16 protein-coding genes are annotated in these 25,415 nt (G+C 45.4%); 7 read left to right on the top strand and 9 right to left on the bottom strand.

Annotated elements, in window-relative coordinates; translation table 11 throughout:
- Positions 1 to 10 precede the first annotated feature (10 nt).
- The gene (locus L1D37_RS14935; RefSeq protein WP_239848351.1) at positions 11 to 940 is read left to right on the top strand and encodes a LysR family transcriptional regulator; all 930 of its coding nucleotides are present in this window, start codon (positions 11 to 13) and stop codon (positions 938 to 940) included.
- Position 941: 1 nt separating this feature from the next.
- Here L1D37_RS14935 and L1D37_RS14940 read toward each other — a convergent pair whose 3' ends face one another.
- Complete coding sequence (locus L1D37_RS14940; protein WP_239848352.1) at positions 942 to 2,036, bottom strand: phosphatase PAP2 family protein; 1,095 nt, start codon at positions 2,034 to 2,036, stop codon at positions 942 to 944.
- A 286-nt stretch (positions 2,037 to 2,322) separates the two neighbouring features.
- Positions 2,323 to 3,396: a LacI family DNA-binding transcriptional regulator gene (locus L1D37_RS14945; RefSeq protein WP_239848353.1), complete on the bottom strand. Its 1,074-nt coding sequence runs from the start codon at positions 3,394 to 3,396 to the stop codon at positions 2,323 to 2,325.
- Between the two features lie 248 nt (positions 3,397 to 3,644).
- Between L1D37_RS14945 and L1D37_RS14950 the strand changes: the two genes are divergently transcribed.
- A complete protein-coding gene (locus tag L1D37_RS14950; protein WP_239848354.1) occupies positions 3,645 to 5,768 on the top strand; it encodes an alpha-galactosidase in 2,124 nt (707 codons plus the stop codon).
- A 102-nt stretch (positions 5,769 to 5,870) separates the two neighbouring features.
- Positions 5,871 to 7,568 carry a solute:sodium symporter family transporter gene (locus L1D37_RS14955; protein ID WP_176680353.1) on the top strand — a complete coding sequence of 566 codons (1,698 nt, stop codon included), beginning with the start codon at positions 5,871 to 5,873 and terminating at the stop codon, positions 7,566 to 7,568.
- A 190-nt stretch (positions 7,569 to 7,758) separates the two neighbouring features.
- Here L1D37_RS14955 and L1D37_RS14960 read toward each other — a convergent pair whose 3' ends face one another.
- From L1D37_RS14960 to ugpC, 3 genes are all read right to left on the bottom strand, one after another.
- Positions 7,759 to 8,061 (bottom strand): DUF1330 domain-containing protein, encoded by a 303-nt coding sequence (locus L1D37_RS14960; protein ID WP_017632557.1) that lies wholly within the window; start codon positions 8,059 to 8,061, stop codon positions 7,759 to 7,761.
- Between the two features lie 382 nt (positions 8,062 to 8,443).
- Positions 8,444 to 9,784 (bottom strand): MATE family efflux transporter, encoded by a 1,341-nt coding sequence (locus L1D37_RS14965; RefSeq protein ID WP_239848355.1) that lies wholly within the window; start codon positions 9,782 to 9,784, stop codon positions 8,444 to 8,446.
- 276 nt (positions 9,785 to 10,060) lie between these two features.
- A complete protein-coding gene (gene ugpC / locus L1D37_RS14970) occupies positions 10,061 to 11,143 on the bottom strand; it encodes a sn-glycerol-3-phosphate ABC transporter ATP-binding protein UgpC (protein WP_239848356.1) in 1,083 nt (360 codons plus the stop codon).
- Between the two features lie 296 nt (positions 11,144 to 11,439).
- Between ugpC and L1D37_RS14975 the strand changes: the two genes are divergently transcribed.
- The 4 genes from L1D37_RS14975 (at position 11,440) to L1D37_RS14990 (ending at position 17,864) form a co-directional block, all read left to right on the top strand.
- Positions 11,440 to 12,360, top strand: coding sequence for a sugar ABC transporter permease (locus tag L1D37_RS14975; protein WP_239848357.1), 921 nt, complete (start codon positions 11,440 to 11,442; stop codon positions 12,358 to 12,360).
- A complete protein-coding gene (locus L1D37_RS14980; RefSeq protein WP_239848358.1) occupies positions 12,360 to 13,211 on the top strand; it encodes a carbohydrate ABC transporter permease in 852 nt (283 codons plus the stop codon). Before L1D37_RS14975 ends, L1D37_RS14980 begins: the two co-directional genes overlap by 1 nt.
- A 153-nt stretch (positions 13,212 to 13,364) precedes the next feature.
- Positions 13,365 to 14,591 carry an extracellular solute-binding protein gene (locus L1D37_RS14985; RefSeq protein ID WP_176680349.1) on the top strand — a complete coding sequence of 409 codons (1,227 nt, stop codon included), beginning with the start codon at positions 13,365 to 13,367 and terminating at the stop codon, positions 14,589 to 14,591.
- Between the two features lie 165 nt (positions 14,592 to 14,756).
- On the top strand, positions 14,757 to 17,864 hold the full coding sequence (locus L1D37_RS14990) for a beta-galactosidase (protein WP_239848359.1): 3,108 nt from the start codon (positions 14,757 to 14,759) through the stop codon (positions 17,862 to 17,864).
- A 190-nt stretch (positions 17,865 to 18,054) separates the two neighbouring features.
- On the opposite strand, the gene ygjK is transcribed toward L1D37_RS14990, so the two are convergent.
- The 4 genes from ygjK to L1D37_RS15010 all read right to left on the bottom strand — a co-directional run bounded on the left by ygjK (position 18,055) and on the right by L1D37_RS15010 (position 25,287).
- Positions 18,055 to 20,430, bottom strand: coding sequence for an alpha-glucosidase (gene ygjK, locus L1D37_RS14995; RefSeq protein ID WP_239848360.1), 2,376 nt, complete (start codon positions 20,428 to 20,430; stop codon positions 18,055 to 18,057).
- Positions 20,431 to 20,445: 15 nt separating this feature from the next.
- Positions 20,446 to 21,510, bottom strand: coding sequence for a protein YgjJ (gene ygjJ / locus L1D37_RS15000; RefSeq protein WP_239848361.1), 1,065 nt, complete (start codon positions 21,508 to 21,510; stop codon positions 20,446 to 20,448).
- Between the two features lie 349 nt (positions 21,511 to 21,859).
- Positions 21,860 to 23,293: an amino acid permease gene (locus L1D37_RS15005; protein WP_239848362.1), complete on the bottom strand. Its 1,434-nt coding sequence runs from the start codon at positions 23,291 to 23,293 to the stop codon at positions 21,860 to 21,862.
- A 569-nt stretch (positions 23,294 to 23,862) separates the two neighbouring features.
- A complete protein-coding gene (locus L1D37_RS15010) occupies positions 23,863 to 25,287 on the bottom strand; it encodes an amino acid permease (RefSeq protein ID WP_239848363.1) in 1,425 nt (474 codons plus the stop codon).
- Positions 25,288 to 25,415 lie beyond the last annotated feature (128 nt).

A 25,415-nucleotide genomic window follows, 5' to 3' on the forward strand; every position in this document is an offset into this window, starting at 1 on the left:
GTTTTGATGCATGGCTGATTTTAACTGGAAAGGAATCGACCTTAACTTACTGATTGCATTACAGGCGCTGTATAAAACCAACAGTGTCAGTAAGGCTGCAGAGCGTTGTTATGTTAGTCAATCTGCGATGAGCCATAGCCTGCAACGATTACGAAAGCTGTTTGATGACCCTTTATTTGAACGTGTTGGTAGCAAGATGGAAGCAACCGACAGAGCGATTGAATTATCAAGCACAGTCGATGCGCTGCTTAATACCATTCAATCAGAAGTTCTTTTATCCAAAAGGTTTGAAGTTGATAGCTATAAAGGCAGTTGGAAAATAGGGCTTACCGATTATGCAGAGCAGATGTTTGGGCCAATGATATTCGACTTTATCAAACAAGCTTCACCAAGCTCTCAAGTTGCGTTTTTCAACGTTAATCGAACCAATTACCAGCAAGTATTCGAAGAGGCAAAGCTAGATATTGCAATAGGTAGTTTCGGTGAGGCTCCTAAATTGTATGGTATTGAACACCTCTACACTGAGCAGCATGTCTGCTTGCTTGATGAATCGGTTATGGATGTAGACCTGCCGATGTCACTAAAATCGTTTGTCTCTGTAGAGCACGCGTTAGTGTCACCGAGTGGCGCGCTAACAACGGCGGTTGATATTAAACTGGCAGAGCTGGGCTACACAAGAAAAGTGGCAATCGCATCGAGTAACTTCTTAACGGTTAAACGGTTGATCAGTGGAAGAAAGCTATTGTGCATTGTGCCTAAGCTAGTTGCTAGAAATGCCCCTAATGTAGATAGTTCATTGATAGCAGTTGCTCCGCCGATAGATGTCCCAGACTTCGATATACAGCTTGTTTATCGCAAGGGAAAACAATTGGACGACAAGAATACTCATTTGAGAAAGATAATTTCTCAAGCGGTTGAGATTGTTATTACTGCCGAGTAATTTAGGGCGCGTTCCTTCGGAGTAAGTAACCGATCAAATGCCAGAGAGCAACAACAAGTATTGCGCCGAAATAGCCATCTATCGCGTAATGCCAAGCTAAGTGAACGGAACCAATTTGGACAAAAAAAGCGTAAACCCACGCAATATATCCCCAGTTTTTGTTTAACCGAAATACGGTCATGGCCATTAACACTGCGATTGTTACATGCAAACTAGGCATGGCAGAGATGCCCGTTCCTCTACCTCTTATTCCTGTAACATAGCTATCCCAAAGCATATCCTGTGCTGACAATGTCCATAAAGAAAATACACTTAGTTGAGTTATTTCATTGTTCTGTAGATCCAGACGTTGCATCAACTCTAGATAGAGATCTTGATGATGAAAATGATGAAAGAATGCAGGGCCAGCAGATGATAATAATGTTGCCATGATGTTTCCCAGAAGGAACCACGAGACTAAAAATGTGAGGATAAACTGGTTACGCAGTTGGTCATTTTTCCGATAGACAATGAAAAACAGTAACATCCCCCACATAAGAAAAAACCACAAATTGTATAGAAAATTAATCACTAAAGTTGAAGCTGCATTAGGCAGGAAGAAATGTGTTATTTCCCATGGAGATATACCGAAGTGCAGCCACTTGTCCAAATGATAAAAGGTAAGGTCTAAGTTGTATGGATTAAAGTGAGGTATGAGTGACTTTATAAATGTATAGCTCGAGAATGAAATGTTTAATACGAGCATTAACAAAACAAAATAAATAGGCTTAGATATGGGGAATAGCAGTGATTTTACTTTTTTTATTAGCCGTATCGTTGGGCTCTTTTCTCGTTTAAACAATAAATAACAATAGTAATATGTGGCCCAAATAATAAAAGTGACATAGCAAATAGTAATCAAAACATCGATATAGCTATAAATGTCATATTTCATATTCTCGGGAACAAACATGTTTATGATTAAAGTGAGTGGGGCAATGAATGCAACATAATACAAAATCAGTTTGTTTCTTCTGAATTCATGAAGTAAAGACGATATCAAGCTTGATTGTTCTTTTTGGGGAACGGGTTTAGCGGCTGTCGTCTCTGGATCCATGTAACCCCTCATCAAGATTTTCTATCATGATTAAAGGTTAGTTCATTTAAGCTCCTTTGCTACTTTAGCTTTATTCGTTTTAGCAAAAATAAACGAAATAATTCCTTCCATTTTTCACAACCCGACTATACTTAATTTACGGCTCAAAGCAGTCGTAAAGAATAGGCTTTTTGATTTACCTAAGTAAAAAAATTGGTTATATCCCTATGATATAGCTCAAAAACCTACCAGGCTAAACGGACTTAGTTGGTCTTAAAGCGCTAGCTCCCCCTAGCGCTTTTTCTTTTCATCTCGATTCAGGCAGAAGGGTTTGAATCCGTTGCAGCAGTTGTTCTATCTCTTGTTTCTTATAATGAGCAGTCACCTTAGGTTGGCTGCTTTCTCTTGGAAGTAATGTAGTTTCGATATGGTGTTGTAGCAAAGCATCTTGTGAATTAGCGTTGAGCTTCTCTGCAAGTTTCACGGCTTGTCGGCCAATCGTGGTGAAGTCTTGCTTGATGGTGGTCAATGGTGGGTTAAAGAAAGCGCTGTCTTCGATGCCATCAAAACCGACGACTGCGACCTTGTCAGGCACTGGGATTTTCAGTTCTTGCAGGGCGCGTAATGCTCCTAATGCCATCTGATCGCTTGCCACCAACACAGCATCAAATACAGCTTGCTTCGCGACAGCTTCGCGAACACCAAGGTAGCCACTTTCTGCTTGCCAGTTTCCTTGATGTTGATACGGCACTTTGCAATCGGCATCTGATAACACTGCTAACCAACTCTGGTGACGAATCTGTGATGCACTGGATTCATTTGGACCTGTGATCAATAGGTAGTGAGTTCGCCCACTCTCTATCAGATGTTGAGCTGCAAGTTTTGCTCCTTCAGCGTGATCACCGCAAACATAGTTCACTTGGCTGTTAGAAGGGACATCAATGAAGATAAGATTTAAGTGTCGGTACTGTTCGACTAATAACTCTGCATCGGCACTTTTTAAAGGCACATTCAGAATGATGCTGTCGACCTGTTGAGCCATCAATTCTCGGATGGCTTCACGCGTGTTAGCGAGGTTGGGCTCTGACACAACAGAAAAAGCGATACCATAATTCATGTCATGAGCCTGCATTCGCACGCCATTGGCGATCATCGCTGCGCCATGCAGTGCCATATCGAGAGTCACCAACCCAACGCTGGTGGACTTAGCTCGACTGAGCATTTGCGCGCCTTTGTTTGGCACATATCCCAACTGCTTAATGGCCGCATTAACCTTGTTACGTGTTAATTCGGCGACGCTCTCTGAACCATTTGTCACTCGAGAAACGGTTTGGGTAGAGACACCCGCTAACTTTGCGACATCTTTAAAGGTGACACTCATTATTCTGCTCATCAGACTTTGACAATGATATAAGCCTAACCAATCTTGATGAAATAAACCTTGTACACCTTCAAATAAATGTCATTTGAAACACTATTTATGTTTCCGAAAACAGTCGATCTTGTGCAAATTTTCATAAGGAATAACTGCTTTTAGATCACGTTATTTGTTCGAATTAGTATTAATTATAGTCTCTAGGTTCACTATTAATCTCAACTTATGTTTACGAAAACAATATGAGATTGGCTATGAGCGAGTTTATTCATCTAACAAGTAAAAATCACAGTTTGATCATCAAATCAGGGCGTGTTCCAGAGATCCTGCACTGGGGAGCGAAGATCGCCAGCATTGATGAAGATCTGCTGTTATCAACCGAGAGACCGATTTCTCAAGCACGCCTTGATGTCGATGTGCCACTTTCTCTATGTCCTGAATTGGGCAGTGGTCACTTTAACGCACCGGGAGTTGAAGGGCATCGTGATGGCTTGGATTGGGCGCCAGTATTTAATACCACACGTGTTGAGGCTAATACTACAGACGTTGAAGCTAACGTGCAGCAAGCGACATTTGTTCTTGAAGACACGGTAGCCAAGCTTGAACTGACCGTCGAAATTAAGCTTGATTACCAATCTGATGTGGTTCAAAAGCGTGTCACAATTACCAATAAAGGCGACAGTAAATACTACCTCAACAAATTGTCCTCAACACTGCCACTGCCGAATCACGCTAATGAGCTGATGACGTTCCATGGTCGTTGGTGCCATGAGTTCCAAACACAGCGACAGCGCTTTGAGCACGGTGGTTTCATGCAAGAGAACCGCCGCGGCCGAACCTCTCATGAAAACTTTCCAGGTATGTTTGCCGGCACTCAAGGATTCTCAGAACAACAAGGTTTGGTGTGGGGCTTCCATTTAGGTTGGAGTGGCAACCACCAAATGCGTGCTGATGTTCGTAGTGATGGTCGTCGTTTTGTGCAAGCTGGCGAGTTATTGCTGGCGGGCGAATCCATTCTTGAACCTCAAGCAAGCTATCAAACACCTTGGCTATTTGGCTGTTACAGCAATTCAGGGCTGAATGGTATCGCTCAGCGTTTTCAGCAATTTGTTCGCGATAACATCATCAACTTTCCAACCGATAAGCCACGTCCTGTTCACCTAAATACTTGGGAAGGGATCTACTTCGATCATAAACCTGAATACATCATGCAGATGGCGAAGGAAGCCAGTGTGATGGGCGTGGAGCGTTTCATTATTGATGATGGTTGGTTCGTTGGGCGTGACGGCGAACGTGCAGCGTTAGGCGACTGGTATCTCGATGAAGCGAAATACCCAAATGGTTTAGAGCCTGTCATTGAGCATGTGAACCAGCAAGGTATGGAGTTTGGCCTTTGGGTTGAGCCTGAAATGGTGAGCCAAGATTCAAATCTATATCGTAACCACCCTGATTGGGTTCTTGGTTTGCAAGGCTATCATCAACCTTCAGGTCGTTGGCAGTATGTTTTAGACCTGCAAAATTCAGAGTGCTTTGATTACCTGTTCTCACGTTTAGATGATCTGCTCACTCGCTACAACATCACCTACCTTAAGTGGGACATGAACCGCGAATTGGTTCAACCTGGGCATAACGGTAAAGCTGCAGTGCACGGCCAAACTCAGGCTTTGTATCGTTTAGTTGACCAACTTAACGAGGCACACCCAGAGGTTGAGATTGAATCTTGCTCGTCTGGTGGTGGTCGTATCGATTTTGAAATCCTTAAGCGTACCCATCGTTTTTGGGCATCAGACTGTAATGATGCGCTTGAGCGTCAAGCGATTCAAAAGGGCATGAGTTACTTCTTTCCACCAGAAGTGATGGGCGCACACATTGGCCCAGCTGAGTGCCACTCAACGAATCGTCGTCATAGTATCAATATGCGCGGTGTAACGGCATTAATGGGACACATGGGCGTTGAGCTAGACCCAGTAAAAGAGTCCCAAGAAGAGAAGAAAGCCTTCTCTCACTATATCGCTCTACATAAACAGTTCCGCCATATTCTGCACTCTGGTCGTAGCTTCCGTATGGATCCTGCGGATAAGAATCAGAACATTTATGGTGTGCAAAATGATGACGAGATGTTGATTACGGTGTGCCAATTAGCCATGCCAGATCATGCTCTGCCGTCACCCCTTCGAATCAGTTGTGTCGAAGACAATGCTCAATACAAAGTGAAGCTGGTGGAGATGCCACAAACCAGCTTCCAACTGATGAAGCAACGCCCTCAATGGTTGGATAAAACATTGACGTTAAGCGGTGACAACCTCAAAGAAATTGGACTGACCTTACCTATTTTAGACCCGGAGTCAGCCTTAATTGTGCATCTAAAAAAGATGTGAATTTCTGACTCTGAGTACCCCTACAAATAAAAATCTAAATATAAAAATTATAATCGGCAGCGGGGTAGTGCTGCCGCAATAACTAAACGAAAGGAAAACAAAATGTCTATTACAGTTCTGCTGTCATTTTTGTTGTTTACTGGTTTTGTTGTCGCGTACACCTACAACAAAGTTAAGAACGACAAAAACACCTCACAAGATGGCTTCTTTCTTGGCGGAAGAAGCCTGACCGGTGGCCTGATCGCCAGTTCACTGATCTTAACCAACCTAAGCGCAACCAGCTTTGTGGGCATGAGTGCCCAATCTTACACGCATAATATGAGTGTGATGGGATGGGAAGTTGCATCGGGTGTCACGTTGGTCATCATCGCATTGATGCTTGTTCCTCGCTATTTGAAGCAAGGCATTACCACCATTCCAGATTTCTTAGAAAGCCGCTACGACATGTCTGTGAAGAAGTTCGTAACACTGCTTTTCTTGTGCCAGTACGTTATCAATATTTTGCCAACCACACTTTACGCTGGTGCCGTTGTTCTTGGCGAAATCTTCGATGTTCAAGCCTTACTGAATATCTCTGAATTTAGCTCGATAGCGTTAATTTCGGCGACAATTGGACTACTTGGCTTCTTTTACGCCATTTATGGCGGTCTTAAAGCCGTGGTCATCGCAGATACCATCAATGGTATCGGTCTGATTGTCGGCGGCATGATGATTCCAGTATTTGGTTTGATGGTGCTGGGTGAGGGCAGCTTTGGTGCAGGTCTAGATATTCTGCTGTATGCGGCACCAGAGAAGCTTCAATCTGTCGGTACAGAAAGCGATCCACTGCCGTTCTCGACATTGTTCACTGGTCTACTGTTGGTGAACTTGTATTACTGGGGTACTGACCAATCGATCATCCAACGTGCATTGGGTGCTAAGAACCTAAAAGAAGGACAGAAAGGTGTCATCCTTGCCGGCGCAATTAAGGTTATCTCTCCGCTGTTCCTGATCATTCCAGGTATTATTGCGTTCCACATGTTTGGTGCTGATGCAGGCAACCCAGATACCATGTATACCCGTTTGGTTAACGAAGTATTACCTAAGCCTTTGGTAGGCTTCTTCGTTGCCGTGATGTTTGGTGCGATTCTGAGCACCTTCAACGGCGTGTTGAACAGCTCAACTACCTTGTTTGCATTGAACGTGTATAAGCCGCTGTTTGGTCAAGGTAAAACGGATGAAGAACTGGTCGGTAAAGGACGTATCTTTGGTGTTGTGATTGCGATTATCTCGGTATGTATCGCTCCTTTCATCATGTACGCACCTGAAGGCTTGTTCCAGTACCTGCAAATGGTGGCTGGTTTCTTTAGTGTGCCAATCTTTACCATCGTATTTGTTGGTTACATCTCTAAACGTGTACCTGCTCTAGCAGCAAAAGTGGCGCTGGTGGTGTTCGTAAGTTCTTATGCGGCAATGCAGCTAGTCTTCAAAACACCGATTCACTTCCTACACCAATTGGCGATTCTGTTCGTAGTATGTACCACGCTGATGTTCATCATTGGTCACTTTATGCCTCGTGAATCTGAGTACGAGATGCCAGTAAACGAAAATATCGATGTGACGCCGTGGGAGTTCCGCTTCGAGGCTTCAGCTATCATTCTTTACATGGTGCTTGGCGCTTACGTTATGTTCTCTGATGTTGGTTTTGTATCGGACGATCCAACCATCATGCAAGTTTATGGCGTGTGTGGCATTGTTATGTTGCTCGGTATTTTTGGACGACTAGCAAAGCGAAAGAAGGGCGTTGAAGCGACGGTTTGATACTCTAAGATAACTTATTAACTAACTGATTATTTGGTAATTAATAGTTGGTTAAGTGAAAAGATCATCATAGGCCAAATGCTTTAGAGCGAACAATAAAAAGCCGCACCATCACAATGATGGTGCGGCTTTCTAGTTTTGGAAATGGTCATGTTTAATCATAGCCATTAACTAAGAATTGGACTCTTGATTACGCTAGGTCGTCTTTACCTTCGATAAGCGCATGGTGGCTAACTGAACCTGCAGTGCGGGCTGCTAGGTGTGGAACGTAACCAGGATCGTTCATGAAATCTACCGCAGCTTGCTTCGATGGCCACTCGATGATGATACGAAGTGCAGGCTGTTCTGCGTCGCCTTCAAGGCGTTCGTGGCTAGAAGTACGGGCTAGGTATTTACCGCCGTATTGAGCAACCAGTTTGTTTGCAGGGCCAATGTAATCGGCAACCCATGCATCTGTTGTTGGTGTTACTTCTAGTACTGAATAGTAAGACATAATGATGTTCTCCACGTTGTGCACTCTGAATGAGCCTGTGCACTTTAGTTATTAGTCGTTTTAGTCGCTATCTTGCTAACGTCTTGGCTAGGGGACGAAATAATAGTAGTTCGAGTGACCCTGTTTGATAATCCTTACGATTGAATAATCTTTATATAGAAAATGTTGATAATGCTTTCCTCTAGTACACTTTCTATATTGGATAGAAGGTAATGAAGAGTAGAGGTGTGATTAGAAATAGGAGGGAATTGAACGAGTAGGGTATGGAGGCCGTACAGCTAATAAACGGGAAGGAACATTATAGGCCAAATACTATAAAAGGCAGCCCAGTTGTGATAACTGAGATGCCTAACGTTTTGTTTAGGTAATTGTTTTTATTGGATTATAAAGAGAAGCGAGTCCATTTTTTTGCTCGCCAACGACGAACCATGATTAACCCGCGGAACCATTCATCCATCGCGATTGCCATCCAAGCACCAAATACGCCATAACCCCAATGCACACCAAGTAGATAGCTCATCGCGACGCCAATGCCCCACATGCTGACAATGCCCATTTTCACTGGGAACTTGATGTCGCCAGCGGCTTTCAAACAAGAGATGAAGATCAGGTTAAACACGCGGCCTGCTTCTAAAATAATAGATCCAGCAATCAGAGAGGCTGTCAGCGCTAGAATTTCAGGGTCTTGAGTGAACACGTCCAGAATCTCGAAACGGAACAGATAGATCACGCAGGTAATGGTGGTCGAGGCGATAAAGCCAACCACAAAATAACGCTGCACTCGGCTGGCGATTTCATCAATCCAACCTTTGCCGATGTAGTAACCCGTTTGAATTTGGCTGCCTTGACCAATCGCCAGTGCAAATGCAAAAGAAAGGCGAGCGATGTTTTGTGCATAGGTGAATGCTGCCAACGAAGCCGTGCCCATTTGCACGACAAAGAACATGATGGTGATCTGCGCCATGTTGTAAGACAGCACTTCTCCGGCGTTCATCGAGCCAATCTTAATGATCTTCTGATAGATGGCTTTAGGTACCGACTTAAATTGTTTCAGTGGTAGATCAATGCCCTTACTTCTGACGACACCAATCAGGATAAACATCCCTATTACTTGGCTAATGACGGTCGCAATTGCTACGCCTTGCACGCCGTAAACCGGCAGACCAAAAGGTTGGTAAAGTGCGCAGTAGTTGCCGAACACGTTAATAACACCTGCAATCATATTGATGACCATGGGTGATTTTGAATAGCCATGACTGCGCAGGATCGTGGTGAGCACCACACCTATCGTGACGTTAAAGGTCAGCGCACCACTGATGAACAGATACTCTTGAGCGTACTGCTCTACCTGAGCTTCAAGTTGATAGAGCGGAATAAAGTATTCAGCGCCCAGCACAGCGAAAATACTCAGCAATACACCCATAACAATCGCCAATATGATGCTAGCAACGCCGACCTGTGCGCTTTCTTGGTCGCGAGAGGCGCCGTTATATTGGGCGATTAGAATGCCAGTACCACTGCTGACCATGGTCGAGACGATGATAAGGAAAAAGGATATCTGAGAGATAACACCAACGGCAGACACGGCTTTGTCTGAGTATCCCGATAACATGAATACATCACTGGTGTTGAGTGCTGTTCTTAAAAGAACTTCGATAAAAATTGGCCAGGTGAGCGCAACGATTCCCATACGTTTGTTTAGGGTGGAATCAGCATTAGGCATTTAGGTTTTCTCAAAAAGGGGTAGGCGACATTATAGTTTAGCGATTATTTAGTAAACGACTATCAAATTAATGTCCGGATAGCTATTAAGGGTAAAGAAAATACCAATAAGGTCGTTAGAGCCAAAAACTAAGTGGGGTACATGAAACTTTTTGAATCGTTTCATAGAGAGATAAGAAGTAAAGAATAGAGGTAAGCACTACAGAATAAGGTGATTACGGTGAATGAATTATGAGGTAAAGCTAGCGTTTCGAGCCAGCTTTACCGTTTGAAAGAGCTAGTTAATACGTTGACCTTCGGCATCAAATAGGTGGCAGTTAATGGATGCGAAATTTAAATTGAGGGACTGATAACGAGTGACCTCTTGATCTCCAGGGAGGTGAACTTTAAAGCTATCAACGCCACATGATTGGCCAAACATGTAAGTGCTGTTGCCCAATCGTTCTACCACTTCGCTCTGGAACTCAATCGTGATATCTGACTCGCCATTGATCTCTAGATGTTCAGGTCGAATACCAAGAGTCAGCTTTTGCCCTTCAACAAGGCCATCATTTGGCAGGGGCAGAGTGATTTTACTAAGGCCATTAACGGTCAGTTGGGCATGAGTCTCAGAGGTACTATTGACCAAACTAGGTAAGAAGTTCATTTTCGGAGAACCGATAAAGCCTGCCACAAATTCATTTTGAGGAGAATGGTACAGTTCTAGAGGTGAGCCGACTTGCTCCACTCGACCGTCTCTAAGCACGACGATTTTGTCCGCAAGTGTCATTGCTTCGACTTGATCGTGAGTTACGTAAATCATGGTATTTTGCAGATCTTGATGCAATTTAGCGATTTGTAAGCGCATATCGACACGAAGTTCTGCATCTAGATTAGACAAGGGTTCGTCGAATAAGAACACTCTTGGGTTACGAACTATTGCTCGACCGATAGCGACACGTTGACGTTGTCCGCCAGATAACTCTTTAGGTTTACGTTTCAATAGAGGTTCTAGTTGAAGCGTTTTCGCAGCACTGGTGACCTGTTTCTCGACGGTTTCTTTGGCGACGCCATTCATCTTCAGGCCAAAGCCCATGTTCTCTTCAACAGTCATGTGAGGGTAGAGTGCATAAGACTGGAACACCATAGCGACACCACGTTCAGCGGGATCAACATCATTGACTAGGTCGTTGCCAATATGGATTTCACCTTCTGTGATCTCTTCTAGGCCAGCCACTAAGCGTAGGAGGGTTGATTTACCACAGCCAGACGGGCCAACAAATACAACAAACTCGCCATTATTTATCTCTAGATCAACACCATGGATGGTTTGTATATCACCGTAACGCTTGATGACCTGTTTTAAGCTGATATCAGCCATGCTTTCTCCTTGCCTCGTTGGACTACATCACTTTGCCTTTAAAACATACGCTTTCATCAGAAATTTGTTAGATGCCTCGCATGAATTATTGATCCTCGTCATACAAATTTTACAAATCATATTGTTTTTTGTGGAAACGTTTACAGAAATGAAACATAACTGTGCGTAATGTTATCAATGAGCCTAATATTTGAACGTAATTACTATAAACGCTGAGCTGCTTGATTGAATTTACGAAAATGACTGGTAATTCATCAAATAGAAAATAAAGCTTTGAAGACAAGGAATTTCGGGAAATGGAGCAATCTGTGAAAACGATATACCCAGAAAATCGTACCCCATCAGCCAATAAAAAGCGGCGTATTAGTTCCAAGGTATCCCCTTGGTTATTCTTAGCGCCCGCTATCGCAATTTTTTCGCTCTATGTGATCTACCCCATCTTAGACAGTATCTGGTTGAGCTTCTTTGAATGGGATGGCTTGGGTGAAAAAGAGTGGGTGGGGCTTGAGAACTATCGTGAGCTTTTTGATTCAGATGCTTTTTATACTTCGTTAACGAATAACTTCCTTTGGTTGATCTTCTTTATGCTCGCGCCACCGTGTGGCTTGGCTATTGCCCTTTTTCTCAACCAACAAGTGAAGGGCATTCGTGTCGTAAAATCTCTGTTTTTCTTCCCGTTTGTTATCTCTCAAGTGGTGGTCGGTCTCGTATTTTCTTGGTTCTATGATCCCTCTTTTGGTCTTTTCAATATTGCTCTTGGATCGCTTGGCTTTGAACCCATTTCGATACTTGCCGATGAGGACTACGTGACCTATGGAATCATCGCTGCGGGCTTATGGCCGCAGATCTCTTATTGCATGATCTTATATTTAACGGGGCTGAATAACCTCGACCCTGAACAGTTAGAAGCGGCTCGCCTTGATGGTGCGAAGAAGTGGCGCATGTTGTGGTATGTGGTGTTGCCTCAACTAAGGCCAGCCACCTTTATCGCGGTCGTAGTGACCGTGATCGGGGCACTGCGTTCATTCGATCTAGTGGCGACCATGACTGCTGGTGGCCCTTGGGGTAGCTCAACCGTTCTGGCGTATCAAATGTATGAAGAGTCAATCTTCAACTACCGCATGGGTTACGGTGCCGCGGTGTCTGTAGTGCTATTCCTGATCATGGATATCTATATCGCTTACTTCTTGTGGCGTATGTTAAGGAGTGAAAAATAATGTATCCGCAACCTATTCAAAAAGCTGGCCGCTTTACTAATATCAGTTATCGCGTTGCTCTACCGCTCTCGATCGTGATGTGGTTATTGCCATTGATCGCAGTGATGATGACGTCGATCCGTTCGATGGAAGACATCAATAAAGGTAACTACTGGGGCTGGCCGACCGAGATTCAATTCATTGAAAACTATACCCAAGTCTTTACCTCGACCTCAATGGGGCAATACTTAATCAACAGTTTGATCATCACTTTACCTGCTGTCGCAGGGGCTGTGGCGTTGTCGACACTGGCTGGCTACGCTTTGGCGAAGTACAACTTCAAAGCCAATGTATGGATCTTTGCGATGTTCATCGCGGGTAACTTTGTACCATTCCAAATCCTGATGATCCCAGTACGTGACCTAACGATTGGCCTTGGTCTCTACGATACGCACTGGGCGTTGATTTTCTTCCATATCGCTTTCCAAGCCGGGTTTTGTACCTTGTTTATGCGTAACTTCATTGTGGGAATTCCGGATGCATTGATTGAAGCGGCACGCGTTGAAGGGGTGAGTGAATGGAGAATATTTTGGCATGTGGTGTTGCCACTGGTTCGCCCCGCACTAGCGGCACTGTCGGTACTGGTGTTTACCTTCATCTGGAATGATTTCTTTTGGGCGTTAGTTCTGGTTCAGAGTGACGAAGTTCGCCCTGTGACTGCGGGACTAAGTTCTCTGCAAGGACAATGGTTAGCGTCTTGGCAATTTATGTCAGCAGGCGCGGTTGTCGCTGCGATCCCTCCAGTTGTCTTGTTCTTTACCATGCAAAGACACTTCATTGCTGGCCTTACATTAGGCGCAACGAAAGGGTAGAAACTATGAAAGGCGCCTATGTAACGGGTGCCTTTATTGAACCCAATCCATCGTGGATTAATACAAAAAGAGTAACCGAGCACGACAAACTCTACGCAACACAATAATAAAAATTGGACTTAGTGAGCTTAGCTCCACAACAAGGACCTTAATATGAAATACGTGAAACATATCGCTGCTTCTGCAGTGCTTGCTGCCTCTCTGACGACCACTGCTTTTGCTGGCACGTTAGTCATTAACTCAGATGCGTCCGATCCTGCACCCAAAGAGGCGTGGGGAGAGATCATCAGTCGCTTTGAGAAAGAGAACCCTGATATTACGGTGAAGTACAATCTATATGACCATGAGTCGTATAAGACCACGATCCGTAACTGGCTGGTGACTTCGCCGCCGGATGTGGTGTTCTGGTATGCGGGTAACCGAATGAAAGCCTTCGTTGACCGTGGTTTGTTTGAAGATGTGAGTGACATTTGGGCAGATAAAAACATGAAGCAAGACTTTGCTGCCGCCGCTCCAGCGATGACAGTGCAAGGCAAGCAATATGGTGTGCCATACACGTATTACCAGTGGGGTATCTATTACCGCAAAGACATTTTTGAACAGTACGGCATTGGTGAGCCGAAAACGTGGGAAGACCTAAAATCAGCGTCTGCAACGTTGAAAGAGAATGGTGTTGCGCCATTTGCGATAGGCACTAAATACCTATGGACTGCGGCAGGGTGGTTTGATTACATCAACATGCGTACCAATGGCCTTGATTTTCATATCCAGTTGATGGATGGCAAGGTGCCTTACTCGGATGAGCGTGTGAAGAAAACCTTCGCAAACTGGGCAGAATTAGTTGAGCCAGGCTATTTCCTTGAGAATCACGCGTCTTACTCTTGGCAAGAAGCGCAGCCTTTCTTGTATAACGGCAAGGCGGCGATGTACCTGATGGGTAACTTCATCACGCCAAACTTCCCTGAAGAGTTGGATGGTAAGATGGATTTCTTCCAATTCCCGGTGATCGATCCAAGTATTCCTATGTCTGAAGATGCGCCAATGGATACGCTGCACATCCCTTCTAAGGCAAAGAACAAAGAAGATGCTCGTAAGTTCCTTGAGTTTGTAGCTCGCGCTGAAAACCAACAACTGATCAATGAGATGTTGCTACAGATCCCAACCAACAACAAAGCCAAGGCGAAATCTGACCCGTTTTTAGACAAAGGCGTTGCGATGTTAGCGTCAAGCGCAGGTACTGCTCAGTTCTATGACCGTGACACCAACCCAGCAATGGCCAAAGAGGGAATGAAAGGTTTCCAAGAGTTTATGGTTCACCCTGAACGCATCGATAAGATATTGAAAAAACTGGATAAGGTGAGTAAACGCGCCTTCAAGTAAGACTCATGAGCCGCAGCTATTTTGGTTGCGGCTTTTCTTTTCTCGTTTGTCATTGCCAGTGCCTTTGTTTAGCTCGCTAGCCCTTGTTTAGTTTGCTAGCGCTTGTTGTCACTCAGTCGCACTCGCAATGATTCGCGTTACACGGTTTATAGTAAGGAATGCTCCATGAGAAACTTTTCTCAAATCATCTCGGCTCGCGAGTGGGAAAACCAACACGTTACTCATCACAATGTTATTGAGGCTCACGCGCCTTTGAATGGCTATCTTTCAAGTGCCGACGCACTGGCTAAACGTTCTGAGCGTAAGCTTTTTCTAAACGGAAAGTGGCGCTTTCAGTTGTTTTTTGCCCCCGAGCTAGTGACGGAAGAATCGGTATCTCAAGACTTTGATGACTCACAATGGGCGCAGATAGATGTCCCAAGTAATTGGCAAATGCAGGGCTTCGATAAACCTATCTACACCAACGTGAAATACCCTTTTGCTGATACGCCTCCTTTTGTGCCAAGTGATAACCCAACAGGGCTATATCGAACTCGTTTTGAATGTACCGAAGAAGCGTTATTGGATACCCATAGGCTAGCCTTTGATGGCGTTAACTCCGCCTTTCATGTGTGGTGTAACGGTAAATGGGTGGGCTATTCGCAAGACAGCCGATTACAGGCTGAATTTGATCTGTCTGAGTATCTTAATGTGGGTGAAAATACACTTGCGGTGATGGTATTGCGTTGGTCGGATGGCTCGTACCTTGAAGACCAAGATATGTGGTGGCTGAGCGGTATATTCCGCGATGTCACTTTGCTAATTAAGCCAAAGACGGCGATTGAAGATGTAAAAATTGAAACTCAGTTGGATGGTGCCTATCGCGATGCGCAGCTCAATGTAGATGTCAAAATATCAAAACATGATAACGAGAGTAGCGGTGCTTATCAGGTAAAGGTTGAGCTGTATGATTCGCAAGGTCATCGAGTGAGCGAGCCTGAAGTCGTCGGTTTTGGGCAAAGATATGTCGACGAAAAAGGGCCTTGGCAGGAAGTGGCACACAGTCAACACTCAGTCGCCAATCCACACAAGTGGAGCGCTGAATCTCCTTATCTCTATCGTTGTGTTATCTCATTAGAGAATAAACAGGGCGAATTGATCGATTGTGAGGCTTACGATGTTGGCTTCCGCTGTGTTGAAATTACCGATGGTTTGCTAAAAGTGAACGGCAAGCCTTTGCTTATTCGAGGCGTGAATCGACATGAGCATCATCCTGAGCTTGGTCATACCATGACTCGAGAAGGGATGATTGAAGACATCAAGCTACTCAAGCAGAACAATTTTAATGCCGTCAGAACCGCGCACTATCCGAATCACCCGATGTGGTATGAGTTGTGTGATGAATATGGTTTGTACTTGGTCGATGAAGCAAACATTGAAACTCATGGACAAGTCCCGATGTGTCGCTTGTCGGACGATGCTTCTTGGCTCAATGCCTATATGCGTCGCATGACTCGTTTGGTGGAGCGCGATAAGAACCACGCCAGTATCATCATTTGGTCGCTGGGTAATGAATCGGGGATTGGTCGTAATCACCACGCGATGTACCAATGGGTGAAGCAGGCTGATCCAACTCGCCCCGTTCAGTATGAGGGCGGTGGTGCAAATACTGCTGCCACTGATATTTTGTGTCCTATGTATGCTCGTGTCGATTGGGATTTACCTGTGGTTGAGCATCAACCTGAGGTCACGCCGCGTGTCGGCATTCGTAAAGCCATTGCCTTGCCTAATGAACAGCGTCCGCTGATCTTGTGCGAATACGCACATGCGATGGGCAATAGCTTAGGTAGCTTTGATAAATACTGGCAAGCCTTTCGCGATAACCCAAGGCTGCAAGGTGGCTTTATTTGGGATTGGGTCGATCAGGGGATCACCAAGCAGGATAAAAACGGTCAGCCTTATTGGGGGTACGGTGGTGATTTTGGTGACGACATTAACGACCGTCAATTCTGCATCAACGGCTTGGTGTTCCCAGACAGGACGGTTCATCCCACCCTACATGAAGTGAAGAAAGCGCAGCAGTTTTATCAGTTCACTCTAATTTCTGCGTCACCTTTGGTCATTGAGATATGCAGTGAGCACTTATTCCATGTCAGTCAGATTGAAACCTTGAACTGGAGTATCACCCAAGATGGTGAGGTGCAAAGCCAAGGTAGTATTGAGTTGTTGGTTGAACCGGATTCTTGCACACGTTTAGAGTTGGATGGCGTCGACGTGACGCCTTCAATTAATGCGCTCAACCACTTGAACTTAGAGGTGGTATTGAGTGCAAAAACGTCATGGGCTAATGAAGGGCACGTTACCGCGAATGAACAGTTACTTCTGCCTGCAGCACCGCAACTGTTGCTCGATATGAACCTCTCCGCGAAACCTCCTAAAGTTCAAGAAATGGGAACTACACTGACGATTCGAGGAGACGATTATCAGGTCGAATTTAATCGACTCACTGGTACTCTCGAGAGCTGGCAGCTAAGAGGTGTCGAGCAATTAGCGAGTGGTATTCGAGACCATTTTTATCGTGCGCCACTGGATAATGATATTGGTGTTAGTGAAGCCAATCGAATTGACCCCAGCTCTTGGATAGCGCGTTGGCAATCCATGGGGCTAGATAAGCTGTCTCCAGAATGTATCGAGTTTACCTTCGGCACTCCGGGTAACTGTGTTGCGGTGACTTCAAGAATTGCACACGTTGTTTCCGGGCAAGTGCGACTGCTATCAACATGGCGCTATCAGTTATTTTCCGATGGTGAGGTGAAGGTTGATGTGCATGTTGAAGCGGCGAAAGGATTGCCATCACTGCCGCGTGTTGGGCTTACGTTTGCTTTAGCTGATGTGCCTGAAAATGTGGCATGGTTTGGTCGAGGCCCGCATGAAAACTATCCTGATCGCAAATTAGCTGCACACATGGGGTTGCATCAACAGAGTATCGAGCAGATGCATACTCCTTATATTTTCCCATCCGATTGCGGATTGCGCTGTGACGTGCGTGAAGCCGTGATCGGTGGATTTGAGCTACAAGGCGATTTCCAGTTCTCTGTCAGCCGTTTTGGGCAACAGCAATTACAACAAGCGAAGCATACTTGTGACCTAACCGATCAAGACCAGTTGTTTGTCTATGTCGATGGTTTTCATATGGGCGTGGGCGGTGATGATTCATGGACGCCAAGTGTCCACGATGAATTCAAGTTGCAACGAGAACATTACCACTACCAAATACGATTCTTTCCTAGCTAGTTGATAATATTGGTTTTATATAGGTTAGATAGTAAAAAGATCATAGTAGGCCAAATACTTTGATAGCTTGTTTTTCGCTTACGTTACTTCAGATATAAAAAAGGCACTCAGCGAGAAACTGAGTGCCAAAACCTGAAATTTATGAGGTTAGATTTTCATTGGATTTCAGAAGACAGGTATAGGTTTTTACTTACTCTGCGTCAGTAAAGAAATCGTTGTACAACATGTATAGGTGAGCGGCACTCCAAGAGAAGTTTGGTGCACCTTGCTGTTCACCGTTTAGTGGGTTGTAGTTTTCACGGATAGGGCCGTCTTGCACCAAGCCATCGGCGTGGTCGAAGAATGCGCCTGCCATTTCAATCGCATCGTCACGGTAGCCGTAGCTGTCCATGCCTTTTAGACCGAAGTAGAACTGGTCTACCCATACACGTCCACGCCAGTAAATATCAGGGCCAAATGCTGGGCTAGAAAGCGCTGCAGTGCCCAGTGGAACGTAGGTGTTGAACTCTCCAGTATCTTTCATCACAGAAACAACCGCATCAGCATGTGCTTGCGTTGCGGCGCCGTTGAACAGTGGTGACCAACCCTCAGGGCCTTTGCCACGTTCTACAATCGGTTTACCCGCACAGCCATTCGCTAAAGGCTTGTCTTCAATACGAATATCGTAGTAGAAATTCGTGCCTTCATCGAACATACAGGTGTTGATGTAATTCGATAGGTGCTCCGCTTTTTCGCGGAACTCTTTCGCTTCTGCGTCTTTACCCAGAATGTCAGCCATTTCTGCTAGGTACTTGTTATCGCTGTACATGTAGCTTGCTTGGTCAACCGACTCTTGCAGCAATGAGTAGCCTAGCAGTGTGCCGTCTTCGGCGCGGTTTTGAGCGAATTCCACATCCCAATCACTGCGCTTGCCACCGTTCGCGACATACGCGTCTAGCTGGTCTTTATCGATGAAACCAAAGGCTGCGGCATCGTCACGACCGGATTCCCAAGATGCAGCGGTTTGAGCTGGGCTTTCGATGTAATCGTAGTTACCTTCCGCTATTACTTTATCCAGTGCAGCTTGGCCTACGACGGTTTCATGCTTATCGCCACGAACCACAGTGAAGTACATTTCGCCTTCAGGAGTGTTGTGTGCTTTGTCGCGCGCTGCGCCATATTCTGGTACGCCATTGCCGTTGTTATCACGATTACGTAGCCACCAATCGTGGTATGCGACTAGCTTTGGATACATCTCTTCTAACCAAGCTTCGTCGCTGGTGGTCTTGTAGACTTCCATTACCGCCCATGCCGCTAGGCTTGGTTTAGTATTACGTTCATTCCAGTTACCACCGTCGCCACCGCGTTCTGGGCTTAGGTTGTATGCCAGTAGGTCTGGCACGTAGCCTTCATCCCAAGGGCGAACCGCGTCGTCAGCCTGAATCTGGTAAGCGAACATCGCGCGGATGTTATCTTTCGCCACATCTGGGTTGAAGTGAGCCATTGCGTAGGCTTGCTTCCAAGTGTCCCACGGCCATGTTTGGTTTCCTGAGAACCAGCGAGCGGTTACCGATGGAGTGACAGAATCAAACTCCATTGCACCTGCTGCGCCACGCCAGTTGCCGTTTAGGGTTTCCATCGCTTTTACTGCAACACGCTCTTGCTCTGGTGTTGCATTCGGGTTGGTTAAGCCCATCTCAAGGTAGCCTTCCCAACGCTCTGCTGATGCCGCTAAGAAGTCAGTCGGGTTTGCCATGATCTTTTTGATTTCAGACTGTTCAGCTTGTGCTTCTTCTGCCGTTAGAACATGCGAGTAAGTCGTGTAGATGGTGGTCGATTCTTCAATGTTTGCCGTTGAAGTAAACGTTAGGCCATCAACTGTGGTTTGGGTTGGAATCGATTTATGAACTTGGTACTCAGACTCGCCTGAAGTCAGCAGATCCCATGTTGAACGCACCTTACCGAAAGTCACCTTCAAGCCATCGTCAGTTGCAACGATTTGACGGTCGTATTCAGGGTAGGTTTCAGCAATGGTTTTATCAGTTTGCGCGACGCCTTCTTTCGCGTGTGTCTTCTCTAGTAGTTCGCCATCCCAAACCAACTCAACAGGTGAGTCTGTGGTGATTTTGGTTTCTAACAAAGAGGTACGGTTAGAAGCAAAACGCATTGTCATCTCTACCGTCACATCGTCAGATTTCAGTGTCTGAACCAATGCGCCCGGTAGGCTGTAAGCTTCCATGGTAAACGCGACTTTTTTGCCATCTTTGAACACGCTTAGGCGGTCAAAGTTGTCAGCCATGAAGTTAATGTACTCTTCGGTAAGCAGCGCTGTACCCGGGAAACCGCCCATGCTTTCCGCTGTGTCTGGCAGCAAGTGACCGTGCCATGCTCCTAAATCGAAGAATGGGTTGAAACGCTGGTGGTCATCGAAGTCGTAATCACGCATGTATTCTGGTGAGCCAGTACGGTCGATAACGTTTTTAAATTGGTTGGCTTGAAGTTCTTCAGAGCCTGTATTTGATGTACAGCCAGTAACAACAAGTGCTGCGCCAATAGCGAGAGCTGCGAATGATTTGTTCAGTTTCATAGTGAGTTCCTGTTATTACCAGTAGAAGTATTGCATTGCGAACACTTGTGCGTCGCCAATTTCAGTGTCGCTGCCTACGCCAAAGCGGCTATCGAAAGCAGTCGCAAACGCACCGTTGCCGTATTCGTACCAAACACCTGCGTTGATGTAAGAGGTGATCTCTTTTTCGCCATTGTCGCCGTCAAAGTTTGCGTAGTTGTAGGCTGCTGATAGGTAAACGCCTTGTGCCGCTTCGTACCAAGCACTGGTTTGAATACCTGACTCGCTACCGAAAGACTCTTGGTTGCCTTTGTCTGTGTCGTGCCATACACGCGTTGCGAAGTTCTTGTACTCAGCACCTAATAGTAGAAGTTCACCACCGTCGTTATTACGAACTTCACCGCCACCCATTAGAGTCAGGTCGTCAGTCAGATCGTATTGGAGGTAACCGTTGACCATGGCATTTTTGTCTTTCCATTGGTCTGCGAAGTTGTCGTACTTACCGAAGTGAAGCAGGGCATCGTCTTCAGAGAAGTCTGATTCAGGCGCGAATGAAACGCTGTAGCGTAGCTTGCCTTCTAGGTTTTGGATCTTCACACCGACATGCACGTCACGCGTGTTTGAGATCGCGTAGCCGTACTCGACGGTAGGGTCACCCCACCATTGAACGTCATCCAGTGACGAGTCCATACGACCAACAATAAATTCTGTTTTTGCATCGGTGCGGTAACCAGCGTAAAAGCGGTTAAAACCCCCTTCGAAGCCGCCCCAGCCGTGGCCAGTTGCCCATGCATTGCCTTCGTCATCGGCTTGTACTGTCCAGCCTTCCATGTAAGCAAGACCAAACCAATTGCCATGCTCGATAGCCAAGCCAGCCTCAATGTAAGTGCCGTCTGAGTAGCGGCCTTTGTCGTCGCCTTCTAATGCAACGTGACCACCAAGGCCAAGCTCACCATAGAAGTTAAATAGCGTTTCAGATTCTGTTTTAGGGGGCTGAGTGTCGCTGTGGTTAGCGGCTGTTTCATCAGCGTGGGCATTAGCCGTTAGAGCAACAAGGATACAGCTTGTAATAAGAGTGGTTTTAGTAAAACTACGTTTCATTTTATTCACTTCTGTTTCGGGTTGATAAATGAAGCTTCGCAGGCTGTTCTGACTTCTAATATTGGGGTGCTCTTCAAGGCGTATATGGTCAGGTCACTTACGATCGCAAAACCGATATTAATGATTATTTTTGTGTTTAAAATTAAATCGATCTAAAAATGTGATCTGTTTTTAGTAAATATTTACTTTTGGTTTATTTCGGTTTTTAGTTGAATTTGTACGCTAATGCTTGGGGTGGGAGGTATTTGTAATGTGAATTGAACTTTGAATAAATAAACAGGCTTGCAAATAAAAAGGCACTCACCAAATGGAGAGTGCCTTAGATTTTTAATGAGAGTATCAAGCCAAATTAAGCGTTAGCAGGTTCTGGCTTTGCTTCGAGCTTCTTCTCTTCAGGAGACAAGCTTTTCTCGTATTGACCGTACTTCCACCACGCGTAGCCAAGGAAGATCACAATGCCACCCACGTTGTAGAAAATGATGGTCATGATGTCTGCGCCAGTCGGGAAGGTCGATGCAAAGAATCCTACCGTGAAGATACAGATAAGAATCGATACTGCGGTAATACCTACTCGACGTGAGCCCATGCGGAAATCACGAGGTAGATGGTCCAGTTTTACACGCAGGTGCAGGTAAGCAATCATGATGAACAATGGCGGCAACATAGAGGCTGCGGCTGTCATGTTTATGATGGTGCTCATTAGGTCTTGTACTGTGTCCGACGCCAGTGTTGGGATGAACATCAGTGGAATTACGATGAAGAACTGAACCCAAGCCGCACGCTCTGGCACGCCTTGTTTGTTGAGTGCGACAGTTTTCTCACCGAAGATGCCTTTAGGGATTTCAGAGAAGAAAATCTTAACCGGTGTTGCTGTCCACATCAGTAGCGACCCCAGCATTGCCGTGAATGAAACCACACCCACAAAGCGATTCATCAGGATCTCAGACAATCCAAAGTGTCTTGCTAGCCCTTCAAATACCTGTACTGAACCACCAGTAAACTTCAACTCTTCACGTGCAACGAACACGTTTGCAAGTACAGAGCCAACCGAGTAAAGCGCACCGATAAAGATACCGGCAATGATGATTACTTTAACGAAAGACTTGTGACCGCCCTTGATGTCGTTAACGTAAACCGCAACCGATTCTGCACCGCCTGCCGCCATGAAGATCCAAGTGATTACGCCAAGGAATGCCCAGTTAAAGCTTGGTGTCATTGCCTCAATCGTGATTGGGTCAGCGGGTTCGATACCACCAACCAATGCGCCGCCTGACAACAGGATGTAAGACATAGTCAGTAATAGCATCAGTGACGAAGTTAAAGAGGTGATAGGGCCCAGTAGCTTCGCGCCGTTGTTCGAGATGTGAGTCGCGACCGCAAACAAAATGGTACTCAGAATTGCCGTGGTCATTGGCGTGAAGATGTACTCGAAACCTAAGAACGCATACGACGCGTAAGCGATGATTCTAGGCAACAGAGACGTGAAGAAGAATAAGTTAACAAACCAGTATGTGTAAGCCGAAATAAACGCCCAGCGGCCGCCTAGCGAGCTTTTAACCCAAGAATAAACACCCGCTTCAGAGTCTTTATTCAGTGACACAAACTCAGCGACTATCAGACAGAAAGGAACAAAATAAAAGATGGTTGCTAAAAAGAACATCGGAGCCGAAGAGAGGCCGATTTCGATGTTGTTATTAATGATGTTATTGAAGCTATATACCGCCGCGAAGGTCATAGACAGTAGGGCAAATTTGCCTATCGTACTGCGTTTATTATCGGACATGATGTTCTCCGGTGAATCACGTTGATGATCGTTATAACTTGGTCCTAGAGAGGGAAACTCTAGGCCGCACTTTTATTGTTATGTTGGTTTGGCAAACACCCGCTCAGATCAATCAGGGTTGGCTCAGATATTATTTTTATTGATTTACGATCGGACTTCTCAGTTATTTACCTTTGCGTTTTCAGTAAATTTATTACCGAAACAACAGGTTAACGACTCAGAAGTTCTTTCAAGAGATTGGCTGTTTCATGTGCGACGTTTAATAAGGCTTGTAGGGGCTTTGTGTCGTTTTTTTATATGGAACAGCTTGTCTCTTCAGCAAGAAGATTAAAGATTAAGCGGCGGGAAGTTAATCAAAATTGATCAATTATGTGACCTTGAGTAAATAAATTTAGTTAATGTTTTACCTTGGTTTTTATTCGAGTTTTATTTCCGATTAATTGGCGTTTTTCGTGAAGTGAAACCTTGACGAACGGCGTTTTTAATTTTTGAGGTTTTGTTTTAATTATCTGATTTAAAACAAAAAAGCGCCAATTAAGGCGCTTTTAATTAGGTGTGAAGATTTTGGATTACGACTGCTTAGCCGTTTCTAGCTTTGCTTCTTTACCTGATTGCTTCTTTTCAAAGCGAGAGATCCACCACCATGCAATACCAGAGAATACCGCTGTCATGAAGACGTTGATGAAGAAGGCTTGAACAAGGTCAACACCTGTCGGGAATGCTGATGCTGTCATGCTCACAACGAAGATACCAATCAGTACCGATACCACTGCCATACCTTGAACTCGAGTACCCATACGGAAATCACGCGGAGTGTCGTCGTGTTTCAAGCGGAATACAAAGTAAGCCACCATGATGAAGATAGGCGGTAGCATTGCGGTACCTGCTGTTAGGTTGATAGCCGTGTTCATCATGTCTTGTACCGATTCAGAGCCGAAGCCGTTAACCACAAGCATCACGAATACGAACGCGAACTGCCACCATGCAGCACGAACAGGAACACCGTGTTCGTTCAGTTCTGTTGTTTTCTCGCCGTAAACACCTTTAGGGATTTCAGAGAAGTGAATTTTTACAGGAGCTGCAGTCCACATCATCATCGAGCCGAACATTGCAACGAACAGTACGATACCAACGAAGCGACCCGTTAGAGATTGTGAAATGTCGAAGTAGTTCGCCATACCTGTGAAGATTTCAACCATGCCGCCAGCGTAAGTGAGTTCATCACGAGCAACGAATACGTTTACCAGTAGAGAGCCAACTGCGTACATCGCACCAATCGCGATACCTGCACCAATGATGACCTTGATGAAAGACTTATGACCACCTTTCACATCGTTTAGGTATGCCGCTGCTGTTTCTGCACCGCCAGCTGCTTGGAAGATCCAACACATAATACCCAGTGTTGCCCAGTTGATGGTTGGTGTCATCGCTTCTAGCGTGATTGGTTCAACCGGTTCGTGGTTACCGCCCAGTGCCATCAGTGCACCGATAACGTAAATCGCGAACAGAGCAAATACGCCGTATGCCACGATCTCTGCAATCTTACCTAACCAGCTCGCGCCCTTGGTTGAGATGTGCGTTGCTGCAGCAAATAGACCAATCGAAATGGCCGATGTCACGACAGGAGAGAAGGCGTATTCGTAGCCAAGCATTGCGTAAGATGCGTAGGCGATGACGTTTGGTAGCAGAGATACAAACCAGAAAAGGTTCACGAACCAGTAAAGGAACGAACCTAGGTAGGCCGCTTTCGTACCCAGCGGTTTTTTAAGCCAGTCGTACATGCCTGACTCAGAATTTTTGTTTGCTGATACGAATTCAGCAATGATGAACACGAATGGAATGAAGTAAATAAGGGTCGCAAGCAAAAAGATAGGAGCAGAACTCAATCCCAATTCGATGTTGTTATTTACGATGTTGCGAACGTTAAATACCGCTGTAAATGTCATGGAGAGCAAGGCAAATTTGCCCAACTTACCGCGTACAGATTCAGACATAGTGTCCTCCGGGGAATCACATAATTATAGTCGTTATTTCTCTATGCTTCTTTGTAGGGAAGAAGCATAGAGGCTTTGTTCAGTCTACTTGAGCCTTGAACGGCAAGGCTCAAACGCGCTGTGAATTA

The sequence above is a fragment of the Vibrio sp. Isolate33 genome, from assembly GCF_022397895.1.
In the GTDB taxonomy this organism is placed as follows: Bacteria; Pseudomonadota; Gammaproteobacteria; order Enterobacterales; family Vibrionaceae; genus Vibrio; species Vibrio pomeroyi.